Origin of the sequence: Solitalea lacus (assembly GCF_022014595.1) — a bacterium.
Lineage (GTDB): Bacteria > Bacteroidota > Bacteroidia > Sphingobacteriales > Sphingobacteriaceae > Solitalea > Solitalea lacus.
The window spans coordinates 3,808,929-3,824,825 of the sequence record NZ_CP091740.1; the positions used below are offsets into that span (position 1 = coordinate 3,808,929).

Genomic DNA, 15,897 nt, shown 5'->3' on the forward strand with positions numbered 1-15,897 from the left:
TTTCCATGCGTAAGTTTTACTTTCTTCTTTTTGTTTTATGCATTGCCTTTATTGGCACTAATGCACAACAAAACACCTTATATCTTAACAAAGACTATAACCTGATTTTAGAACGGGAAATTCAAAAGGCAAATAAACCTGTACATACTGCAGCTAAGCCTTATTTATTTTCAACTCTTGACAGTATAATTCATATAGACTCAGTTGTAAAATCATATTTTAATACAGCTCCCCATCCTGCCGGTAATTTGTTTTTAAGAAAACTTACTCAGGAACATTTATTTAGTGTTAACCAAGCTGGTATAAGATTATTTGTTGACCCATTATTTGATTTCTCTTTTGGGAAGGAATTAAGTGCAGGAAACATTTACACAAACACCCGTGGTATTCAACTTGGAGGAGATATTGGGCCTAAGTTCTCTTTTTATACAGCTTTTTATGAAAACTGGGCAAAGTTTCCTGGTTATGTACATCAATATATAAAAAACAGAAAAGTTGTCCCAGGTCAAAGTATAGCGCGCATAAATCCTTCAGGAGCTATTGATTTTGGTGTTCCATATGGTTACATAAGCTATACTCCTAACCAATATTTTAATTTTCAGCTGGGTCAGGGAAAAAACTTTTTTGGAGATGGTTACCGATCAATGTTTCTTTCTGACGGAATTTATACCTACCCTTATTTTAAAATAACTACAAACTTCTGGAAAATTCAGTACACAAATCTTTGGGCTCAGTTCCTTGATTCTAGCGAAGGATTTAAGTTCAACAATACCACTACTTTTCCGAAGAAATACGCTTCGTATCAATTCCTGTCCTTGCAAGCTACCAAACGGTTAAACATTAATTTATTTCAATCTATTGTTTGGTCAGCTGATTCAGCAGGGAAAAGAGGTATAGAATGGGCTTATATTAACCCCATTATTTACTTCAATACACTCAACTTTAACATGGGCTCACCCGACAACTCATTAATGGGTATCGGCTTTAATTACAAGTTGATGAAAAGTCATAAACTTTATGGACAATTGATAATTGACGATTTCAACCTGAGTAAGTTAGCCTCTCAACAAGCTACCTATTTCCAGGAAAAATATGCTTATCAGCTTGGTTGGAAATACTTTGATGTGTTAAGTATCCCTAATTTATATTTCCAAGCTGAATTCAACCGTTCGAGGCCATACGTATATGCACATAAAGTACCTAAACTTAGCTATTCACACTTAAATGAACCAATTGCACATCCTTTGGGTGCAAACTTTAATGAATTCATTCTTATCGGAAATTATAAGATTAATAGATTTTCGTTTTCAGCACAGCTAAATAAAGCCAATTACGGAGCTGATTCAACAGGAACACACTGGGGAAAAAATATATTCCTTTCTGATTATGCATCTGAAAAAGGAGAGTTTTCTTTCGGAAATACAACCGGACAAGGAATTATGACCAACCTTACCAATATTCAAGCGAAAGTGGCTTATTTGCTTAACCCTAAAACGAACTTAAAAATAGAGGCAGGCTTTAATACAAGGTCGGAAAATAGCCATTTAAAATCTTCAAAGACTTCCATGTTTTCCTTTGGAATCAAAACGGCTATAAACAATTTCTATTATGACTTTTAAATTAATCCATTATTACGCTGTATAGCGGCTTCTAATAACGGATAATACCCACTGTTTTTAAGCGATTTTAAAGCATTTAAGTGCCGGTCATGGTGTAAATCAGACCCCACAAAATCAATCAAACCATCTTTCAAAAGATTAAGGGCCATAGTCTTATGCCTGTTACCGTAATACCCGGTAACGGAATTAATATTCAGCTGCAGGGAGCAACCAAGCTCTTTAAATTTATGTAAACGGCTATAATCTGTCAGGTAATAGTTATAACGTTCTGGATGTGCTAATAAAGGAGTATACCCTCTTGCCTTAAGTTCAAAGATGACATGTTCAATCATCATTGACTCCTGCATGAAGGACATTTCGAACAAAACATAGTTCTCTCGCCCGAAACACAACAATTCATCCTTTTCAATCAGGGAAAGAAAATGCTCATCTAAAAAATATTCTGCAGCAGCATCAACTTCTATCTGCAATCCTTCTTTTACAACTGCATTACGCACTTTATCACATCCACGTAAAATACCATCCTTAGTATTGGGATAATGATCAATCATAATATGCGGAGTGGTAATTATATTTTTATACCCTAATTTTTGAAGCTCTTTTAAGAAAGAAATAGTAATATCCATTGAGGGAGATCCGTCATCGATTCCAGGAATAAGATGGGAATGCAAATCGACAACTGGGTACTGAAACGGAACAGATGCTTGCGTCGCTACTTGTTTCTTAAATAAGCTTAACATAACCGCAAATTTAGCAAACAATAACGAGCTTATGAACGAGAAAAGGGAATACCTACGGCATTCCCTTTAATATTTAAAGATTGAATCTTTGCAAATTATTCTGCTGATTCAGCTGCTGGTGCTTCTGTAGCTGGAGCTTCAGTTGCAGTTTCAGCTTTCTTAGCTTTAGTAGTGCTACCACCACGACGACGAGTTGCTTTAGCTTTCTTAACTTCAGCTTTACCTGCAGTGTAAGTAGCATTGTAGTCAACTAATTCAATAAAGCACATTTCAGCGTTATCACCCATACGATTACCAGTTTTGATAATGCGGGTGTAACCTCCGTTACGAGTTGCAATTTTAGTTGCAATTTCACGGAATAACTCTGAAACAGAGTCTTTATTTTGTAAGTAGCTGAATACCGTACGACGATTGTGTGTAGTATCAGTTTTAGCCTTAGTCATTAAAGGCTCTACATAAGTACGCAAAGCTTTAGCTTTGGCTAATGTAGTAGTGATTCGTTTATTTAGAATCAAAGAAGAAGCCATATTTGACAACATCGCCTTGCGGTGTGCGTCGGTTCTTCCTAAGTGATTAACTTTTTTACCGTGTCTCATTTCTGTATTCTATTGAAGTCTGACGCCTGAAGTTTAAGAAGCCTGATCTTTCTTTGAAGTCAGCACTTCTGACCCCCGACCTCCTACTTCGTACATCGGATAATTTTATAAATCCTCGTCTAATTTAAATTTAGAAAGGTTCATGCCGAAGGTTAAACCTTTCGACTTAACCAATTCCTGAATCTCTGTAAGTGATTTCTTACCGAAGTTTCTGAATTTTAACATATCAGCTACATCGTAAGTTACCAACTCGGCAAGAGTTCTGATATCAGCCGCTTTTAAACAATTCAATGCACGAACAGAAAGATCAAGATCCTGAAGTTCAGTTTTAAGGATTTTACGCATGTGCAGAACTTCCTCATCAACTTCTTTTGATTCTTCTTTAGCCTGAGTTTCAAGCATAATACGTTCGTCAGAGAACAGCATAAAGTGCTGAATCAAGATTTTAGCAGCTTCTTTAAGTGCGTCTTCAGGGTGAATTGAACCGTCGGTAGCAATATCCAGAACTAATTTTTCATAGTCTGTTTTTTGTTCTACACGATAGTTTTCAATTGTATACTTTACGTTTTTAATCGGAGTATAAATTGAATCGATTGCAATAACACCTACATTCGCATCAGCTGATTTATTTTCTTCTGCTGAAACATATCCTCTGCCTTTATTTACAGTTAATTCTAACTCTAGAGTTACATCACTGTTCATGTTGCAGATGATAAAATCAGTATTTAATACCGTAAAGTTACTTGAGAACTTGGTAATATCACCAGCAGTAAAAGCGTCTTGCCCGCTGATTACAACGAAGATTTTTTCTGAGTCGCCACTTTCGCCTGTTTTTTTGAAACGTACCTGCTTCAAATTGAGGATGATTTCGGTAACGTCTTCTACTACACCTTTAATGGTAGAGAACTCGTGCGAAACACCTGCAATTTTAACACTGGTAATTGCGTAACCTTCTAAAGATGATAATAAAATCCTGCGCAAAGCATTTCCGATTGTTACGCCAAAGCCAGGCTCTAACGGACGGAATTCAAAGAGACCTTGAAAATCGGTCGCTTTTTGCATGATTACTTTGTCAGGTCTTTGAAACGCTAAAATTGCCATTTGAGATTTTTAAACTTATTAAATTAGTTAAGCGTTAATTTACAGTATTGATGGTTATTTGCTAATATAGAATATTTCTTTACAAATAACCATCAATTATTAACTACTATTTAGAGTACAACTCTACGATCAAGTGCTCCTTAATGTTTTCAGGAATCTGATCGCGCTCAGGCATTGCAAGGAACGTACCTTGCATTTCTGATTTATTCCACTCTAACCAGTTGTATTTAGATACTCTGTTAGCAGATAATGAAGTAGTGATAGCCTCTAAAGATTTAGATTTTTCACGTACACCAATAACATCACCAGCTTTCAATGAGTACGAAGGAATATTTACAATCTTACCATTTACAGTAACGTGTTTATGGCCGATCAACTGACGTGCAGCAGCACGAGAAGATGCAATACCTAAACGGTAAACAGTATTGTCTAAACGAGCTTCCAAGAATTTTAACAATAACTCACCGGTAACACCTTGTTTACGAGAAGCTTTGTCAAAAATTAAAGCAAACTGTTTTTCTAATACGCCATAAGTATACTTAGCTTTTTGTTTTTCAGCTAACTGAACTGCGTATTCTGATTTTTTAGCACGTCTTTTTGAAGCGCCATGCTGACCTGGAGGATAGTTTTTCTTTTCTAAAACTTTGTCAGGTCCAAAGATAGGCTCATTAAATTTACGAGCAATCTTTGATTTTGGTCCTATATATCTAGCCATTTTTTTGTGTTAAAGTATTAGTACCCTTTAGGCACTAAATCTTAGCTTTAAAACTCTAATTAATTAAACTCTTCTGCGTTTTGGAGGACGGCAACCGTTGTGAGGAAGCGGGGTAATATCCTTAATAGAACTGATCTCCAAACCTACGATTTGTAAAGTACGCATTGCCGACTCACGTCCAGCACCTGGGCCTTTAACAAATACTTCAATTTTACGTAAACCAAGGTCGTGTGCAACTTTACCGCAATCAGTAGCAGCTTGTGCAGCAGCGTAAGGGGTATTTTTCTTAGAACCTTTAAAACCCATTTTACCAGCTGAAGACCAAGAAATAGTTTGTCCTTGATTGTTGGTAAGGGTGATAATAATGTTGTTAAAAGTTGCGTTGATGTGAGCTTGGCCTTGAGCCTCAACCACTACAATACGCTTCTTAGTAACTTTTTTTGTTGACTTAGCCATTCTTATAGTTAAACTTAAAAGTATACCCTTAGTAATCCTTTCTAAGGGAGGTAATCAGTTATCAAAATCACTTCAATAACCCTAAACTTGCTTATCTACTATTATCTAGTAGCTTTTTTCTTACCAGCAACAGTCTTACGTTTACCTTTACGGGTACGTGAGTTGTTCTTAGTACGTTGACCACGAAGTGGAAGACCTTTACGGTGACGAACACCACGGTAGCAACCAATATCCATCAAACGTTTAATGTTTAATTGCACTTCTGAACGAAGAGCACCTTCAACTTTAAATTTCTGATCGATAATTGTACGAATTGCACCTAGTTGATCATCATTCCAATCTTGCACTTTAGTATTCCAATCAATACCAGCTTCAGTCAAAATTTCTTGAGCTGATTTACGACCGATACCAAAAATGTAAGTTAGGCCGATTTCTCCTCGTTTGTTTCTTGGTAAATCAATACCTGCTATCCTTGCCATATTTAATTCAATCTATTAAGTTCTAAATTACCCTTGACGCTGTTTGTACTTAGGATTCTTTTTGTTAATAACATAAAGTTTCCCGTTTCTGCGAATGATTTTGCAATCAACGCTACGCTTCTTAATTGATGCTTTAACTTTCATTTTATTTATACCTATAAGTGATACGCCCCTTGGTTAAATCGTAAGGCGACATTTCTAATTTAACTTTATCGCCAGGTAAAATTTTGATGTAATTCATTCTCATTTTACCCGAGATATGTGCAATAATTTCGTGGCCGTTTTCTAGTTCTACACGAAACATTGCATTTGATAATGCTTCTCTAATGATTCCGTCCTGCTCAATTGAGGATTGTTTTGCCATTTAGTATATTATTTTTTTAATACTTCTTCAATGTAAGAGAAAGTAGATAAAACATCGGCTTTCCCGTTTGAAACTGATACAGTGTGCTCAAAGTGCGCTGAAGGCTGACGATCATGTGTGTAGATAGTCCAACCGTCATTTGCTTGTTTGACACGATGGGTACCCAAGTTGATCATTGGCTCTATCGCTATAACCAAGCCTTGTTGTAATTTAATACCAGAACCACGTTTACCGTAGTTAGGTACCTGAGGATCTTCATGCAATCGCTTTCCAACCCCATGGCCAACAAGTTCTCTTACCACTCCGTATCCATGCTTTTCAGCATGCTCTTGAACTGCAAAACCAATGTCTCCTAAGCGCATTCCAACAACAGCTTTTTCAATTGCTAATGCTAGACACTCCTTGGTAACAGTAAGTAATTGTTGCACTTCAGGGGCAATTTCACCAACCGCAAATGTGTAGGCCGAATCACCGTAAAACTTGTTTTTCAGTACACCACAATCCACAGAGATAACATCTCCCTCCTTCAACTCAGTTTTAGAAGGGAATCCATGCACCACTACTTCGTTTACCGAAATACAAAGTGATGCAGGGAATCCTCCATATCCTTTAAAAGCAGGTATTGCATTATTGTCGCGGATGAACTCCTCGGCAATTTGATCAAGCTTTAAGGAAGTTACTCCAGGCTTAATATACTTAGCAACCTCTGCTAACGTTTTTGAAACTAGTAAAGAACTTTCGCGAATGAGTTCAATCTCTTCTGCTGATTTGTAATGTACCATCCCGGCTTTCCCTCAATACGAAATTATTGAACAGCAGTAGTCTGAACCGGAGTGCGGCCCTGAATTCTGCCAGTCTTCATTAATCCATCGTAATGACGCATTAATAAATGACTTTCGATTTGTTGTAATGTATCAAGAACAACACCTACAGTTATCAATAAAGAAGTGCCACCAAAGAAGTGAGCAAATCCTGCTGTAACCTCAGCCTTCATTGCTAAAGAAGGTAAAATTGCAATAATTGCTAGAAATACTGATCCAGGGAAAGTAATACGAGATACAATCTGGTCGATAAATTCAGCTGTAGGTCTACCAGGTTTAACACCAGGAACAAACCCTCCGTTACGTTTCATATCATCAGCCATTTGAACAGGGTTAACTGAAATAGCTGTGTATAAGAAGGTAAATAGGATAATTAAAATCGCAAAAGAAGCATTGTAAGTCACAGAAGTGTAATCACGGAATGACGCCAAAATACCTTGGTTAGCTGCTTCAGGGAAGAACTGACCGATGGTTGACGGAATAAACATGATTGCTTGAGCAAAGATGATTGGCATTACACCAGCCGCATTCACTTTTAAAGGAATGTACTGACGAACACCGCCATATTGCTTATCACCTACAATACGTTTAGCATACTGTACCGGAATTTTGCGAGTACCCTGAACAATCAGGATAGCAAACATCACGATACCTAACAGAATGAGGTTTTCAATGATGAAAGTGATAACACCACCAGCACCATTTAAACGAGTTGTTAATTCTTGAAATAACGACAGCGGCAAGCGAGCAATGATACCAACCATGATAATGATTGATATACCGTTACCAATACCTTTATCAGTAATTTTCTCACCTAACCACATTACAAACATGGTACCTGCGGTAAGAACTAATACTGATGACAAGGTGAACAAAGTAGTGTTCACTAATACAGCTTCAGCAGGAACCATGGTTTTTAAATAACCGATAGCCTGCGCAGCAGTAATAACAACTGTCAGAATACGAGTAATTTTGTTGATTTGACGACGTCCACTTTCTCCTTCTTTCTGCATTTTCTGGAAAGATGGAACCGCTATAGTTAATAACTGAATAACGATTGAAGCAGAGATATATGGCATTACGCCCAATGCGAACACTGAAGCGCGAGAAAATGAACCACCCGCAAACATATTAAGCAACCCAAGAATACCTTCTTGGGCGCTTTGTTTTAAATGCGTTGGGTCAACTCCCGGTAATACGATATAAGAACCAATACGGTAAATCAACAGGAACAAGAGAGTATTTAGAATACGAGTCCTAAGATCCTCGATATGCCAGATGTTTTTAAGAGTGCTTACCAGTCGTTTCATGTATTGAAAATTACAGCTTTACAACAACACCACCTAGAGCCTCAATAGCCTGAGCAGCTTTAGTCGAGAAAGCATGAGCTTTCACTTCCAATTTAGCTTTCAGCTCACCGCGACCTAAGATTTTTACTAAATCAGATTTAGATACTAAACCATGAGTTCTCATAGCTTCATTATCAATTACTGATAAGTTAAATTTCTCAGCTAAACCTTGTAAAACATCTAAGTTGATGCCTACATATTCTACACGGTTAATGTTTTTAAAGCCAACTTTTGGCAAACGACGCTGTAATGGCATCTGACCACCTTCGAAACCAATTTTAGTTGAAGTTCCTGAACGAGATCCGGCACCTTTATGACCACGAGTAGAGGTTCCGCCTTTACCAGATCCAGTACCGCGACCGATGCGCTTGCCATGTTTTACAGAACCTTCTGCAGGTTTTAAACTACTTAAGTTCATACTATTAAATATTTTCAATTGCTACCAAATGTGATACTTGTTTCACCATTCCGATAATAGCCGGAGTAGCTTCAACCTCTACACTTTTATTAATCTTGGTCAACCCTAAAGCCACCATCGTTTTCTTTTGGCGCTCTGGACGGTCGATAACGCTCCTAATTTGAGTAATTTTGATCTTAGCCATTTCCTTAACCGTTAAATACTTTGTCCAAAGATACTCCACGTTGCTGAGCTACAGATACTGCATCACGCATTTTGGTTAATGCATCGATAGTAGCTTTAACTACGTTATGAGGGTTTGATGATCCTTTTGATTTTGCTAATACGTCAGTAATACCAGCTGATTCAAGAACCGCACGCATCGCACCACCGGCAATTACACCAGTACCGTGAGCCGCAGGCTTAATGAATACATAACCGCCTGAAAACTTACCGTACGCTTCATGAGGTACAGTACCTTTTAATACAGGAACTTTTACTAACGATTTTTTAGCATCGTCAACACCTTTTGAAATAGCTTCGGTAACCTCTTTTGCTTTACCTAAACCATAACCAACAACACCGTGCTCATCACCTACCACTACGATAGCTGAGAAACTGAAGGTACGACCACCTTTAGTTACTTTGGCAACACGTTGAATAGAAACCAAGCGATCTTTCAACTCGATTTCACTAGATTTAACTCTTTTAATATTTGCAGTTGACATCCTAGTTCAATTAAAAGTTTAATCCGCCTTCTCTCGCGCCTTCAGCCAATGATTTAACACGACCGTGGTACAGGTAACCATTACGATCAAATACTACCGTAGTAATACCTGCCGCTACAGCTTTTTCAGCGATTAATTTACCTACTAATTTTGATTGCTCTGTTTTGTTCACATTGGTAGCTAATTTATCAGCTAAAGTTGAAGCCGATACTATTGTTTTACCAGCTACATCATCAATGATTTGAGCATAGATACCTTTATTGCTACGGAATACAGTTAAACGTGGACGCTCAGTACTTCCGGCAATATTTTTTCTGATACCTTTTTTAATTCTGTCTCTACGACTTAATTTACTTGCCATGGTTCAATTATTTCTTACCAGCTGATTTACCAGCTTTTCTACGTAAAACTTCACCTTCAAATTTCACACCTTTACCTTTGTATGGCTCAGGAGCACGCAATGAACGAATCTTTGCTGCCACTTGACCGATTAACTGCTTATCGATACTTTCAAGTACGATAGTTGGGTTTTTACCTTTTTCTGCAGTGGTAGAAACTTTAACTTCAGCAGGTAATTGGAATACATAGTGGTGAGAGTATCCTAACACAAGATCAAGCGTGTTACCTTGGTTTGATGCACGGTAACCAACACCTACTAATTCTTGTGTGATTTTATATCCTTCGGTAACACCTTTAACCATGTTGTTCAACAAAGCGCGGTATAAACCGTGTAATGCTTTGTGACGTTTTTGGTCAGTTGGGCGTTCAACCAGTAATTTTCCGTCTTCAACTTTAACTGTAATATCAGTATCTATGGCTTGATTTAACTCGCCTTTAGGACCTTTTACAGTTACTACGTTCTCAGGAGATACAGTTACCTGAACGTTCGAAGCTAGTGCGATTGGTAATTTACCTATACGTGACATTTCTTCTACTTCCTCCTATTAATAAACGTAACATAATACTTCACCGCCAATTTTCTGAGTACGAGCCTCTTTGTCGGTCATAACACCTTTTGAAGTAGAAAGAATGGCAACACCTAAGCCGTTCAATACACGCGGTAGTTCATCAACACCCACGTACTGACGGTGGCCAGGTTTACTAATTCTTTCAATTTTCGTAATTGCAGAAAGATTATTAATCGGGTTATACTTTAACGCGATTTTGATAACTCCCTGAGGTCCAGCTTCTTCAAACTTAAAGTTTGCGATGTATCCTTTATCAAAAAGCACTTTCGTGATTTCCTTTTTGATATTAGATGCAGGAATTTCAACAACCCGATGGTTGGCCTTAATGGCATTCCTTACTCTGGTTAAATAGTCTGCTATTGGATCACCTAACATTTTTATAATAATTAATTCATAAAAAACGAGGCGCAAAGATACAAAGTATCCTTGTGCCTTGAAAATATTTTTATATTTTTTTCTTGATTACCAGCTAGATTTGGTTACACCTGGAATTTTACCGTGTGAAGCCATCTCGCGGAACAACACCCTTGAAATACCAAACTGACGCATGTAACCGCGTGGACGTCCGGTGATTTTGCAACGGTTATGTAAACGAACCGGAGAAGCATTTTTTGGTAATTTATCTAACGCTGCATAGTCACCTGCTGCTTTTAAAGCAGCACGTTTCTCAGCGTATTTGTCAACCAATTTCTGGCGTTTTACCTCACGGGCTTTTACTGATTCTTTAGCCATTATCCTTATTTTTTAAATGGAATTCCGAATGATTTTAACAATTCAAACGCTTCAGCATCAGTTTCAGCTGAAGTAACGAAGGTAATATCCATACCCATGATCTTATTGATTTTGTCAATGTTGATCTCTGGGAAGATGATTTGCTCGGTAACACCTAACGTGTAGTTACCTTTGCCATCAAAACCTTTATCGTTAATACCTTTGAAATCACGGATACGAGGTAAAGCCACAGCGATCAAACGATCCAAAAACTCGTACATGTTGTTGTCACGTAAAGTAACGCGAACACCTACAGGAACGTTTTTACGTAACTTAAAGTTCGAAATATCTTTTTTCGATTTTGAAGCTACCGCTTTCTGACCTGAAATGATTGTCATTTCGTCAATAGCATTGTCGATAAGTTTTTTATCAGATACCGCTGCACCAACACCTTGGCTTAAGCAGATCTTTAATAACTTAGGAACTTGCATGCTACTTTTGTATTCAAACTTCTCTTTCAAAGCAGGCACTACATCTGCAGTGTATTTTGCTTTTAATCTAGGTACGTATGACATTACTTGATTACCTCCCCTGAAATTTTAGCGTAACGCACTAATTTGCCATCAACCAATTTACGTCCAACGCGAGTTAGTTTACCTGATTTAGGATCAACTAATTTCAAGTTAGAGATATTAATAGGCGCTTCAATCTTAACGATACCACCGTTAGGATTTTTAGCATTAGGCTTAGTGTGTTTAGAAACCAAATTTGCACCTTCAACAGTTGCACGGTTTTTAGCGATATCTACAGCTAGTACTTTACCTTGAGTACCTTTCGCATCACCTGCGATAACTTTCACTAAGTCACCGGTACGGATCTTTAGCTTAGGCTGTTTTACAGTTTTCTTCATTTTATAACACCTCCGGAGCTAATGATACAATTTTCATGAATTGTTTCTCTCTCAACTCTCTGGCAACAGGGCCAAAGATACGAGTACCACGTGGCTCGTCCTGGTTGTTTAACAACACAGCAGCGTTATCATCGAAACGGATGTATGAACCATCTTTACGACGTACTTCTTTTTTGGTACGAACTACTACGGCTTTAGAAACGGCACCTTTTTTTACGTTTCCTGAAGGAATAGCGTGTTTTACGGTAACAACGATTTTGTCACCTACAGACGCGTAACGTTTACCGGTACCGCCCAGAACTCTAATACATAATACTTCTTTGGCACCACTGTTATCGGCAACAGTAAGCCTGCTTTCTTGTTGTATCATTATTTAGCCCTCTCAATAATTTCGATTAATCTCCAGTTTTTATTCTTACTCAGCGGACGAGTTTCCATGATGGAAATAGTATCACCGATACCACACTCGTTTTTCTCGTCATGAGCCATAAATTTGGTAGTTTTCTTAATAAACTTACCATAAATCGGGTGCTTAACTTTACGTTCAACAGCTACAACAACAGATTTGTCCATCTTGTTGCTAACTACTTTCCCGATCCTAACTTTTCTTAAGTTTCTTTCCATTTTACTTAAAATGTATTATTGCTGGTTGGCAGCAGCTTTAGCGCGCTGAGTCAACTCAGTGTTTAAACGAGCAATGTCCTTACGAAGAGCCTTGATTTTCAGAGGATTTTCAAGTGCTGAAACTGCGTGACCAAACTTAGCTTTAGTTAAGTTGGATTTTTCTTCCGCAATACGAGCTTTGATTTCTTCTGTAGTTAACTCTTTAATTTCTGCGTATTTCATTGTTTTAATTTTTTACCGGTTCAACAATAGATTAAGCTTCTACGTAATCTCTACGTACTACGAACTTAGTTTTTACCGGAAGTTTCTGAGCTGCTAAGCGCAACGCTTCTTTCGCTGTTTCCAGTGATACACCTTCTGCCTCAAACATAATACGACCTGGTTTAACAGGAGCTACCCAATACTCAGGAGCACCTTTACCTTTACCCATACGTACCTCTGCAGGCTTTTTAGTAATCGGCTTATCAGGGAAAATACGGATCCACACCTGACCCTCACGTTTCATTGAACGGGTTACCGCGATACGGGCAGCCTCAATTTGACGTGCAGTAATCCAGCATTCTTCAAGAGATTTAATTCCGAATGAGCCGAATTCAAGTTCGAAACCACGCTTGGCATTTCCTTTCATTTTGCCTTTGTGCGCTTTTCTAAACTTAGTTCTCTTTGGCTGTAACATATTATTATACTTTAATAATGTTCTCTAAAAATAAATTATCGTTTGCCACCACGGTGTTGACCGCCTTTACCACGGTTATCGCCACCACGGTTACCACCACGGTTATCGCGTCCACCACGGTTATCACGTCCACGGCCACCGCCTTTGCTGTCACGACCACCTCTTTCGCCGAAAGAAGCAGCACCTTCGCGACCTTTACCAGCAGCTTGTTGTGCACCTACGTTTGGAGAAAGATCACGCTTTCCAAATACTTCACCTTTACAGATCCATACTTTTACTCCAATTTTACCGTAAGTAGTTTGTGCTTCAGCTAATGCGTAGTCAATATCAGCACGGAATGTATGCAAAGGCACACGACCATCACGATATTGTTCAGTACGCGCCATCTCAGCACCACCAACACGACCAGACACCATGATTTTGATACCTTCAGCGCCCATACGCATTGTAGCAGCGATTGAAGTTTTCATAGCACGACGGAAGGAAATACGAGCTTCTAATTGCTTAGCAACGCCTTCAGCAACTAAAGTTGCATCTAACTCAGGACGTTTGATCTCGAAAATGTTGATTTGAACATCTTTTTTAGTGATTTTCTTCAACTCTTCTTTGATCTTGTCAACTTCCTGACCTCCTTTACCGATCACGATTCCCGGACGGGCAGTGTGAATAGTAATGGTGATGCGTTTTAAAGTACGCTCAATTACCACTTTAGCAACACCGCCTTTAGCGATACGTGCTTTTAAGTATTTGCGGATTTTATCGTCTTCAACCAGTTTATCAGCGTAGTTATTGCCACCAAACCAATTAGAATCCCATCCACGGATGATGCCCAAACGAGCACTAATCGGATTAATTTTTTGTCCCATGTTTTGTTCTAATTAGTTTTTAGTTAGCACTATTTTTACTGTCTACAACTAACGTTACGTGGTTTGAACGCTTTCTGATACGGTAACCGCGACCTTGAGGAGCCGGACGTAAACGCTTTAATTGACGGCCACCGTCAACAAAAACAGTTTTTACGTATAATTCAGCATCTTCAATGCGAACACCTTCATTTTTTGCTTGCCAGTTAGCTACAGCTGATAACAAGAGTTTCTCAACTCGTACTGAAGCTTCCTTGGTGTTATATTTCAAAATGTGTAAAGCATGTTCTACCTTTTGACCTCTGATCAGGTCAACTACCAAACGCATCTTACGAGGCGAGGTAGGGCAATCATTTAATTTTGCTACTGCTTCCATTTTTTATTATTTCTTTTTGTCGCTACCATGACCACGGAATGTGCGTGTAGGAGCAAATTCACCTAATTTGTGTCCAACCATGTTTTCGGTTACATAAACAGGGATAAATTTATTCCCGTTGTGTACTGCGAATGTATGACCTACGAAATCCGGAGAGATCATTGATCTACGAGACCAGGTTTTGATAACCGATTTTTTACCCGCTTCATTCTGAGCAAGTACTTTGCTCTCTAAGTGATGAGCGATATAAGGACCTTTTTTAATTGAACGAGCCATTATTTTTTCCTTCTTTCAATAATGTGACGATTCGATGCTTTTTTCTTCGAGCGGGTTTTGAAACCTTTCGCTAATAAACCTTTGCGTGAACGAGGGTGACCTCCAGAGGCTCTACCTTCACCACCACCCATTGGGTGATCAACAGGGTTCATTGCAACACCACGAACGCGTGGACGGATACCGATCCAACGGTTACGACCAGCTTTACCTTTACGCTCTAACTGATGATCTGAGTTAGATACCGCACCGATAGTTGCTAAACATGATAATAAGATCATACGGGTTTCGCCTGAAGGCATTTTAACTACCGCATATTTACCATCACGAGCCGCTAATTGTCCATAAGCACCAGCTGAACGGGCTAATGTACCACCTTGGCCTGGGTTCAACTCAATGTTGTGAATTACTGAACCTAAAGGAATATTTTTTAATGGTAATGCATTACCTACTTCTGGAGCTGCATTCTCGCCTGATTGAACTTTTTGACCAACTTTTAGGCCAGCAGGAGCAATAATGTAGCGTTTTTCACCGTCAGCATAGTGCAATAATGCGATGAATGCTGTACGGTTAGGGTCATACTCAATAGAAGCTACTGTTGCAGGGATTTCAGGTTTATTACGTTTGAAATCAATGATACGGTATGCTTTTTTGTGACCACCACCAATATAACGCATGGTCATTTTACCATCATGGTTACGACCACCGCTTTTTTTAATAGAGGTTACCAGCGATTTTTCAGGGATGTTGGTTGTGATTTCAGAGTAATCAGCGCCAATTCTGAAACGGGTACCCGGAGTGATTGGTTTATATCTTTTAACTGCCATTTCTCAAATCAATTAAACTGTTCCGTAAAAATCGATGGTTTCGCCTTTGGCTACTGTTACCACCGCTTTCTTGTATGAAGGGGTTCTACCCGTTACAAAGCCACGTTTTGTACCGCGCGATTTAACTTTACCGCTATAACGCATTGTGTTTACTGACTCAACAGTAACACCGTACATTTTCTGAATGGCGTCTTTAATCTGTATTTTGTTGGCATTTTTGTCGACGATGAAAACGAAGCGGTTTAACTTTTCAGTTAACGCAGCTACTTTCTCAGTCAATACCGGTTTTTTTAAGATTTCCATT

Annotated in this window: 29 protein-coding genes; 1 reads left to right on the top strand and 28 read right to left on the bottom strand. The window is 38.6% G+C overall.

Features of this window, described 5'->3' with window-relative positions:
• Positions 1-5 precede the first annotated feature (5 nt).
• Complete coding sequence (locus L2B55_RS16345) at positions 6-1,619, top strand: hypothetical protein (RefSeq protein ID WP_237847257.1); 1,614 nt, start codon at positions 6-8, stop codon at positions 1,617-1,619.
• Here the strand turns inward: L2B55_RS16345 and L2B55_RS16350 are convergent.
• The 28 genes from L2B55_RS16350 to rplW form a co-directional block, all read right to left on the bottom strand.
• On the bottom strand, positions 1,616-2,359 hold the full coding sequence (locus tag L2B55_RS16350; RefSeq protein WP_237847259.1) for a tyrosine-protein phosphatase: 744 nt from the start codon (positions 2,357-2,359) through the stop codon (positions 1,616-1,618). The two genes, L2B55_RS16345 and L2B55_RS16350, sit on opposite strands and share 4 nt — an antisense overlap.
• A gap of 95 nt (positions 2,360-2,454) precedes the next feature.
• Entirely contained in the window at positions 2,455-2,955 is a 501-nt protein-coding gene (rplQ, locus tag L2B55_RS16355; RefSeq protein ID WP_237847260.1) for a 50S ribosomal protein L17, read from the bottom strand.
• Between the two features lie 105 nt (positions 2,956-3,060).
• Positions 3,061-4,056, bottom strand: coding sequence for a DNA-directed RNA polymerase subunit alpha (locus tag L2B55_RS16360; RefSeq protein ID WP_237847261.1), 996 nt, complete (start codon positions 4,054-4,056; stop codon positions 3,061-3,063).
• A 106-nt stretch (positions 4,057-4,162) separates the two neighbouring features.
• Positions 4,163-4,771 carry a 30S ribosomal protein S4 gene (rpsD, locus tag L2B55_RS16365; RefSeq protein ID WP_237847262.1) on the bottom strand — a complete coding sequence of 203 codons (609 nt, stop codon included), beginning with the start codon at positions 4,769-4,771 and terminating at the stop codon, positions 4,163-4,165.
• 63 nt (positions 4,772-4,834) lie between these two features.
• A complete protein-coding gene (rpsK, locus tag L2B55_RS16370) occupies positions 4,835-5,227 on the bottom strand; it encodes a 30S ribosomal protein S11 (RefSeq protein ID WP_237847263.1) in 393 nt (130 codons plus the stop codon).
• 101 nt (positions 5,228-5,328) lie between these two features.
• Positions 5,329-5,706 carry a 30S ribosomal protein S13 gene (rpsM, locus tag L2B55_RS16375; RefSeq protein WP_237847264.1) on the bottom strand — a complete coding sequence of 126 codons (378 nt, stop codon included), beginning with the start codon at positions 5,704-5,706 and terminating at the stop codon, positions 5,329-5,331.
• Between the two features lie 27 nt (positions 5,707-5,733).
• Entirely contained in the window at positions 5,734-5,850 is a 117-nt protein-coding gene (gene rpmJ, locus L2B55_RS16380) for a 50S ribosomal protein L36 (RefSeq protein ID WP_014681250.1), read from the bottom strand.
• Position 5,851: 1 nt separating this feature from the next.
• A complete protein-coding gene (gene infA, locus L2B55_RS16385; protein WP_014681251.1) occupies positions 5,852-6,070 on the bottom strand; it encodes a translation initiation factor IF-1 in 219 nt (72 codons plus the stop codon).
• A gap of 8 nt (positions 6,071-6,078) precedes the next feature.
• The gene (gene map / locus L2B55_RS16390) at positions 6,079-6,852 is read right to left on the bottom strand and encodes a type I methionyl aminopeptidase (RefSeq protein ID WP_237847266.1); all 774 of its coding nucleotides are present in this window, start codon (positions 6,850-6,852) and stop codon (positions 6,079-6,081) included.
• 23 nt (positions 6,853-6,875) lie between these two features.
• Positions 6,876-8,201 (bottom strand): preprotein translocase subunit SecY, encoded by a 1,326-nt coding sequence (secY, locus tag L2B55_RS16395; RefSeq protein ID WP_237847267.1) that lies wholly within the window; start codon positions 8,199-8,201, stop codon positions 6,876-6,878.
• 10 nt (positions 8,202-8,211) lie between these two features.
• Positions 8,212-8,658 (bottom strand): 50S ribosomal protein L15, encoded by a 447-nt coding sequence (rplO, locus tag L2B55_RS16400; RefSeq protein ID WP_237847268.1) that lies wholly within the window; start codon positions 8,656-8,658, stop codon positions 8,212-8,214.
• 4 nt (positions 8,659-8,662) lie between these two features.
• Positions 8,663-8,842 (bottom strand): 50S ribosomal protein L30, encoded by a 180-nt coding sequence (gene rpmD, locus L2B55_RS16405; protein WP_237847269.1) that lies wholly within the window; start codon positions 8,840-8,842, stop codon positions 8,663-8,665.
• 4 nt (positions 8,843-8,846) lie between these two features.
• On the bottom strand, positions 8,847-9,365 hold the full coding sequence (gene rpsE / locus L2B55_RS16410) for a 30S ribosomal protein S5 (RefSeq protein WP_237847270.1): 519 nt from the start codon (positions 9,363-9,365) through the stop codon (positions 8,847-8,849).
• Between the two features lie 10 nt (positions 9,366-9,375).
• Complete coding sequence (gene rplR / locus L2B55_RS16415; RefSeq protein ID WP_237847271.1) at positions 9,376-9,726, bottom strand: 50S ribosomal protein L18; 351 nt, start codon at positions 9,724-9,726, stop codon at positions 9,376-9,378.
• 7 nt (positions 9,727-9,733) lie between these two features.
• On the bottom strand, positions 9,734-10,291 hold the full coding sequence (gene rplF, locus L2B55_RS16420) for a 50S ribosomal protein L6 (RefSeq protein ID WP_237847272.1): 558 nt from the start codon (positions 10,289-10,291) through the stop codon (positions 9,734-9,736).
• A gap of 18 nt (positions 10,292-10,309) precedes the next feature.
• Positions 10,310-10,708: a 30S ribosomal protein S8 gene (rpsH, locus tag L2B55_RS16425; RefSeq protein ID WP_237847274.1), complete on the bottom strand. Its 399-nt coding sequence runs from the start codon at positions 10,706-10,708 to the stop codon at positions 10,310-10,312.
• An 87-nt stretch (positions 10,709-10,795) separates the two neighbouring features.
• On the bottom strand, positions 10,796-11,065 hold the full coding sequence (gene rpsN, locus L2B55_RS16430; protein ID WP_237847275.1) for a 30S ribosomal protein S14: 270 nt from the start codon (positions 11,063-11,065) through the stop codon (positions 10,796-10,798).
• Between the two features lie 5 nt (positions 11,066-11,070).
• Positions 11,071-11,619, bottom strand: coding sequence for a 50S ribosomal protein L5 (gene rplE / locus L2B55_RS16435; protein WP_237847276.1), 549 nt, complete (start codon positions 11,617-11,619; stop codon positions 11,071-11,073).
• Entirely contained in the window at positions 11,619-11,954 is a 336-nt protein-coding gene (rplX, locus tag L2B55_RS16440) for a 50S ribosomal protein L24 (RefSeq protein WP_237847277.1), read from the bottom strand. The genes rplE and rplX overlap by 1 nt, the downstream gene beginning before the upstream one ends.
• Position 11,955: 1 nt before the next feature.
• A complete protein-coding gene (rplN, locus tag L2B55_RS16445) occupies positions 11,956-12,324 on the bottom strand; it encodes a 50S ribosomal protein L14 (protein WP_237847278.1) in 369 nt (122 codons plus the stop codon).
• Complete coding sequence (rpsQ, locus tag L2B55_RS16450; RefSeq protein WP_237847279.1) at positions 12,324-12,578, bottom strand: 30S ribosomal protein S17; 255 nt, start codon at positions 12,576-12,578, stop codon at positions 12,324-12,326. Before rpsQ ends, rplN begins: the two co-directional genes overlap by 1 nt.
• A 15-nt stretch (positions 12,579-12,593) precedes the next feature.
• Positions 12,594-12,800, bottom strand: coding sequence for a 50S ribosomal protein L29 (gene rpmC / locus L2B55_RS16455; RefSeq protein ID WP_237847280.1), 207 nt, complete (start codon positions 12,798-12,800; stop codon positions 12,594-12,596).
• A 31-nt stretch (positions 12,801-12,831) separates the two neighbouring features.
• Entirely contained in the window at positions 12,832-13,254 is a 423-nt protein-coding gene (gene rplP, locus L2B55_RS16460) for a 50S ribosomal protein L16 (protein ID WP_014681266.1), read from the bottom strand.
• A 35-nt stretch (positions 13,255-13,289) separates the two neighbouring features.
• The gene (gene rpsC / locus L2B55_RS16465; RefSeq protein WP_237847281.1) at positions 13,290-14,120 is read right to left on the bottom strand and encodes a 30S ribosomal protein S3; all 831 of its coding nucleotides are present in this window, start codon (positions 14,118-14,120) and stop codon (positions 13,290-13,292) included.
• A gap of 19 nt (positions 14,121-14,139) precedes the next feature.
• Entirely contained in the window at positions 14,140-14,493 is a 354-nt protein-coding gene (gene rplV, locus L2B55_RS16470; RefSeq protein ID WP_237847282.1) for a 50S ribosomal protein L22, read from the bottom strand.
• Positions 14,494-14,499: 6 nt separating this feature from the next.
• Positions 14,500-14,769 carry a 30S ribosomal protein S19 gene (rpsS, locus tag L2B55_RS16475; RefSeq protein ID WP_237847283.1) on the bottom strand — a complete coding sequence of 90 codons (270 nt, stop codon included), beginning with the start codon at positions 14,767-14,769 and terminating at the stop codon, positions 14,500-14,502.
• Positions 14,769-15,593 carry a 50S ribosomal protein L2 gene (gene rplB, locus L2B55_RS16480; RefSeq protein WP_237847284.1) on the bottom strand — a complete coding sequence of 275 codons (825 nt, stop codon included), beginning with the start codon at positions 15,591-15,593 and terminating at the stop codon, positions 14,769-14,771. The genes rpsS and rplB overlap by 1 nt, the downstream gene beginning before the upstream one ends.
• Positions 15,594-15,605: 12 nt before the next feature.
• Positions 15,606-15,896, bottom strand: coding sequence for a 50S ribosomal protein L23 (gene rplW / locus L2B55_RS16485; protein ID WP_237847285.1), 291 nt, complete (start codon positions 15,894-15,896; stop codon positions 15,606-15,608).
• Position 15,897 lies beyond the last annotated feature (1 nt).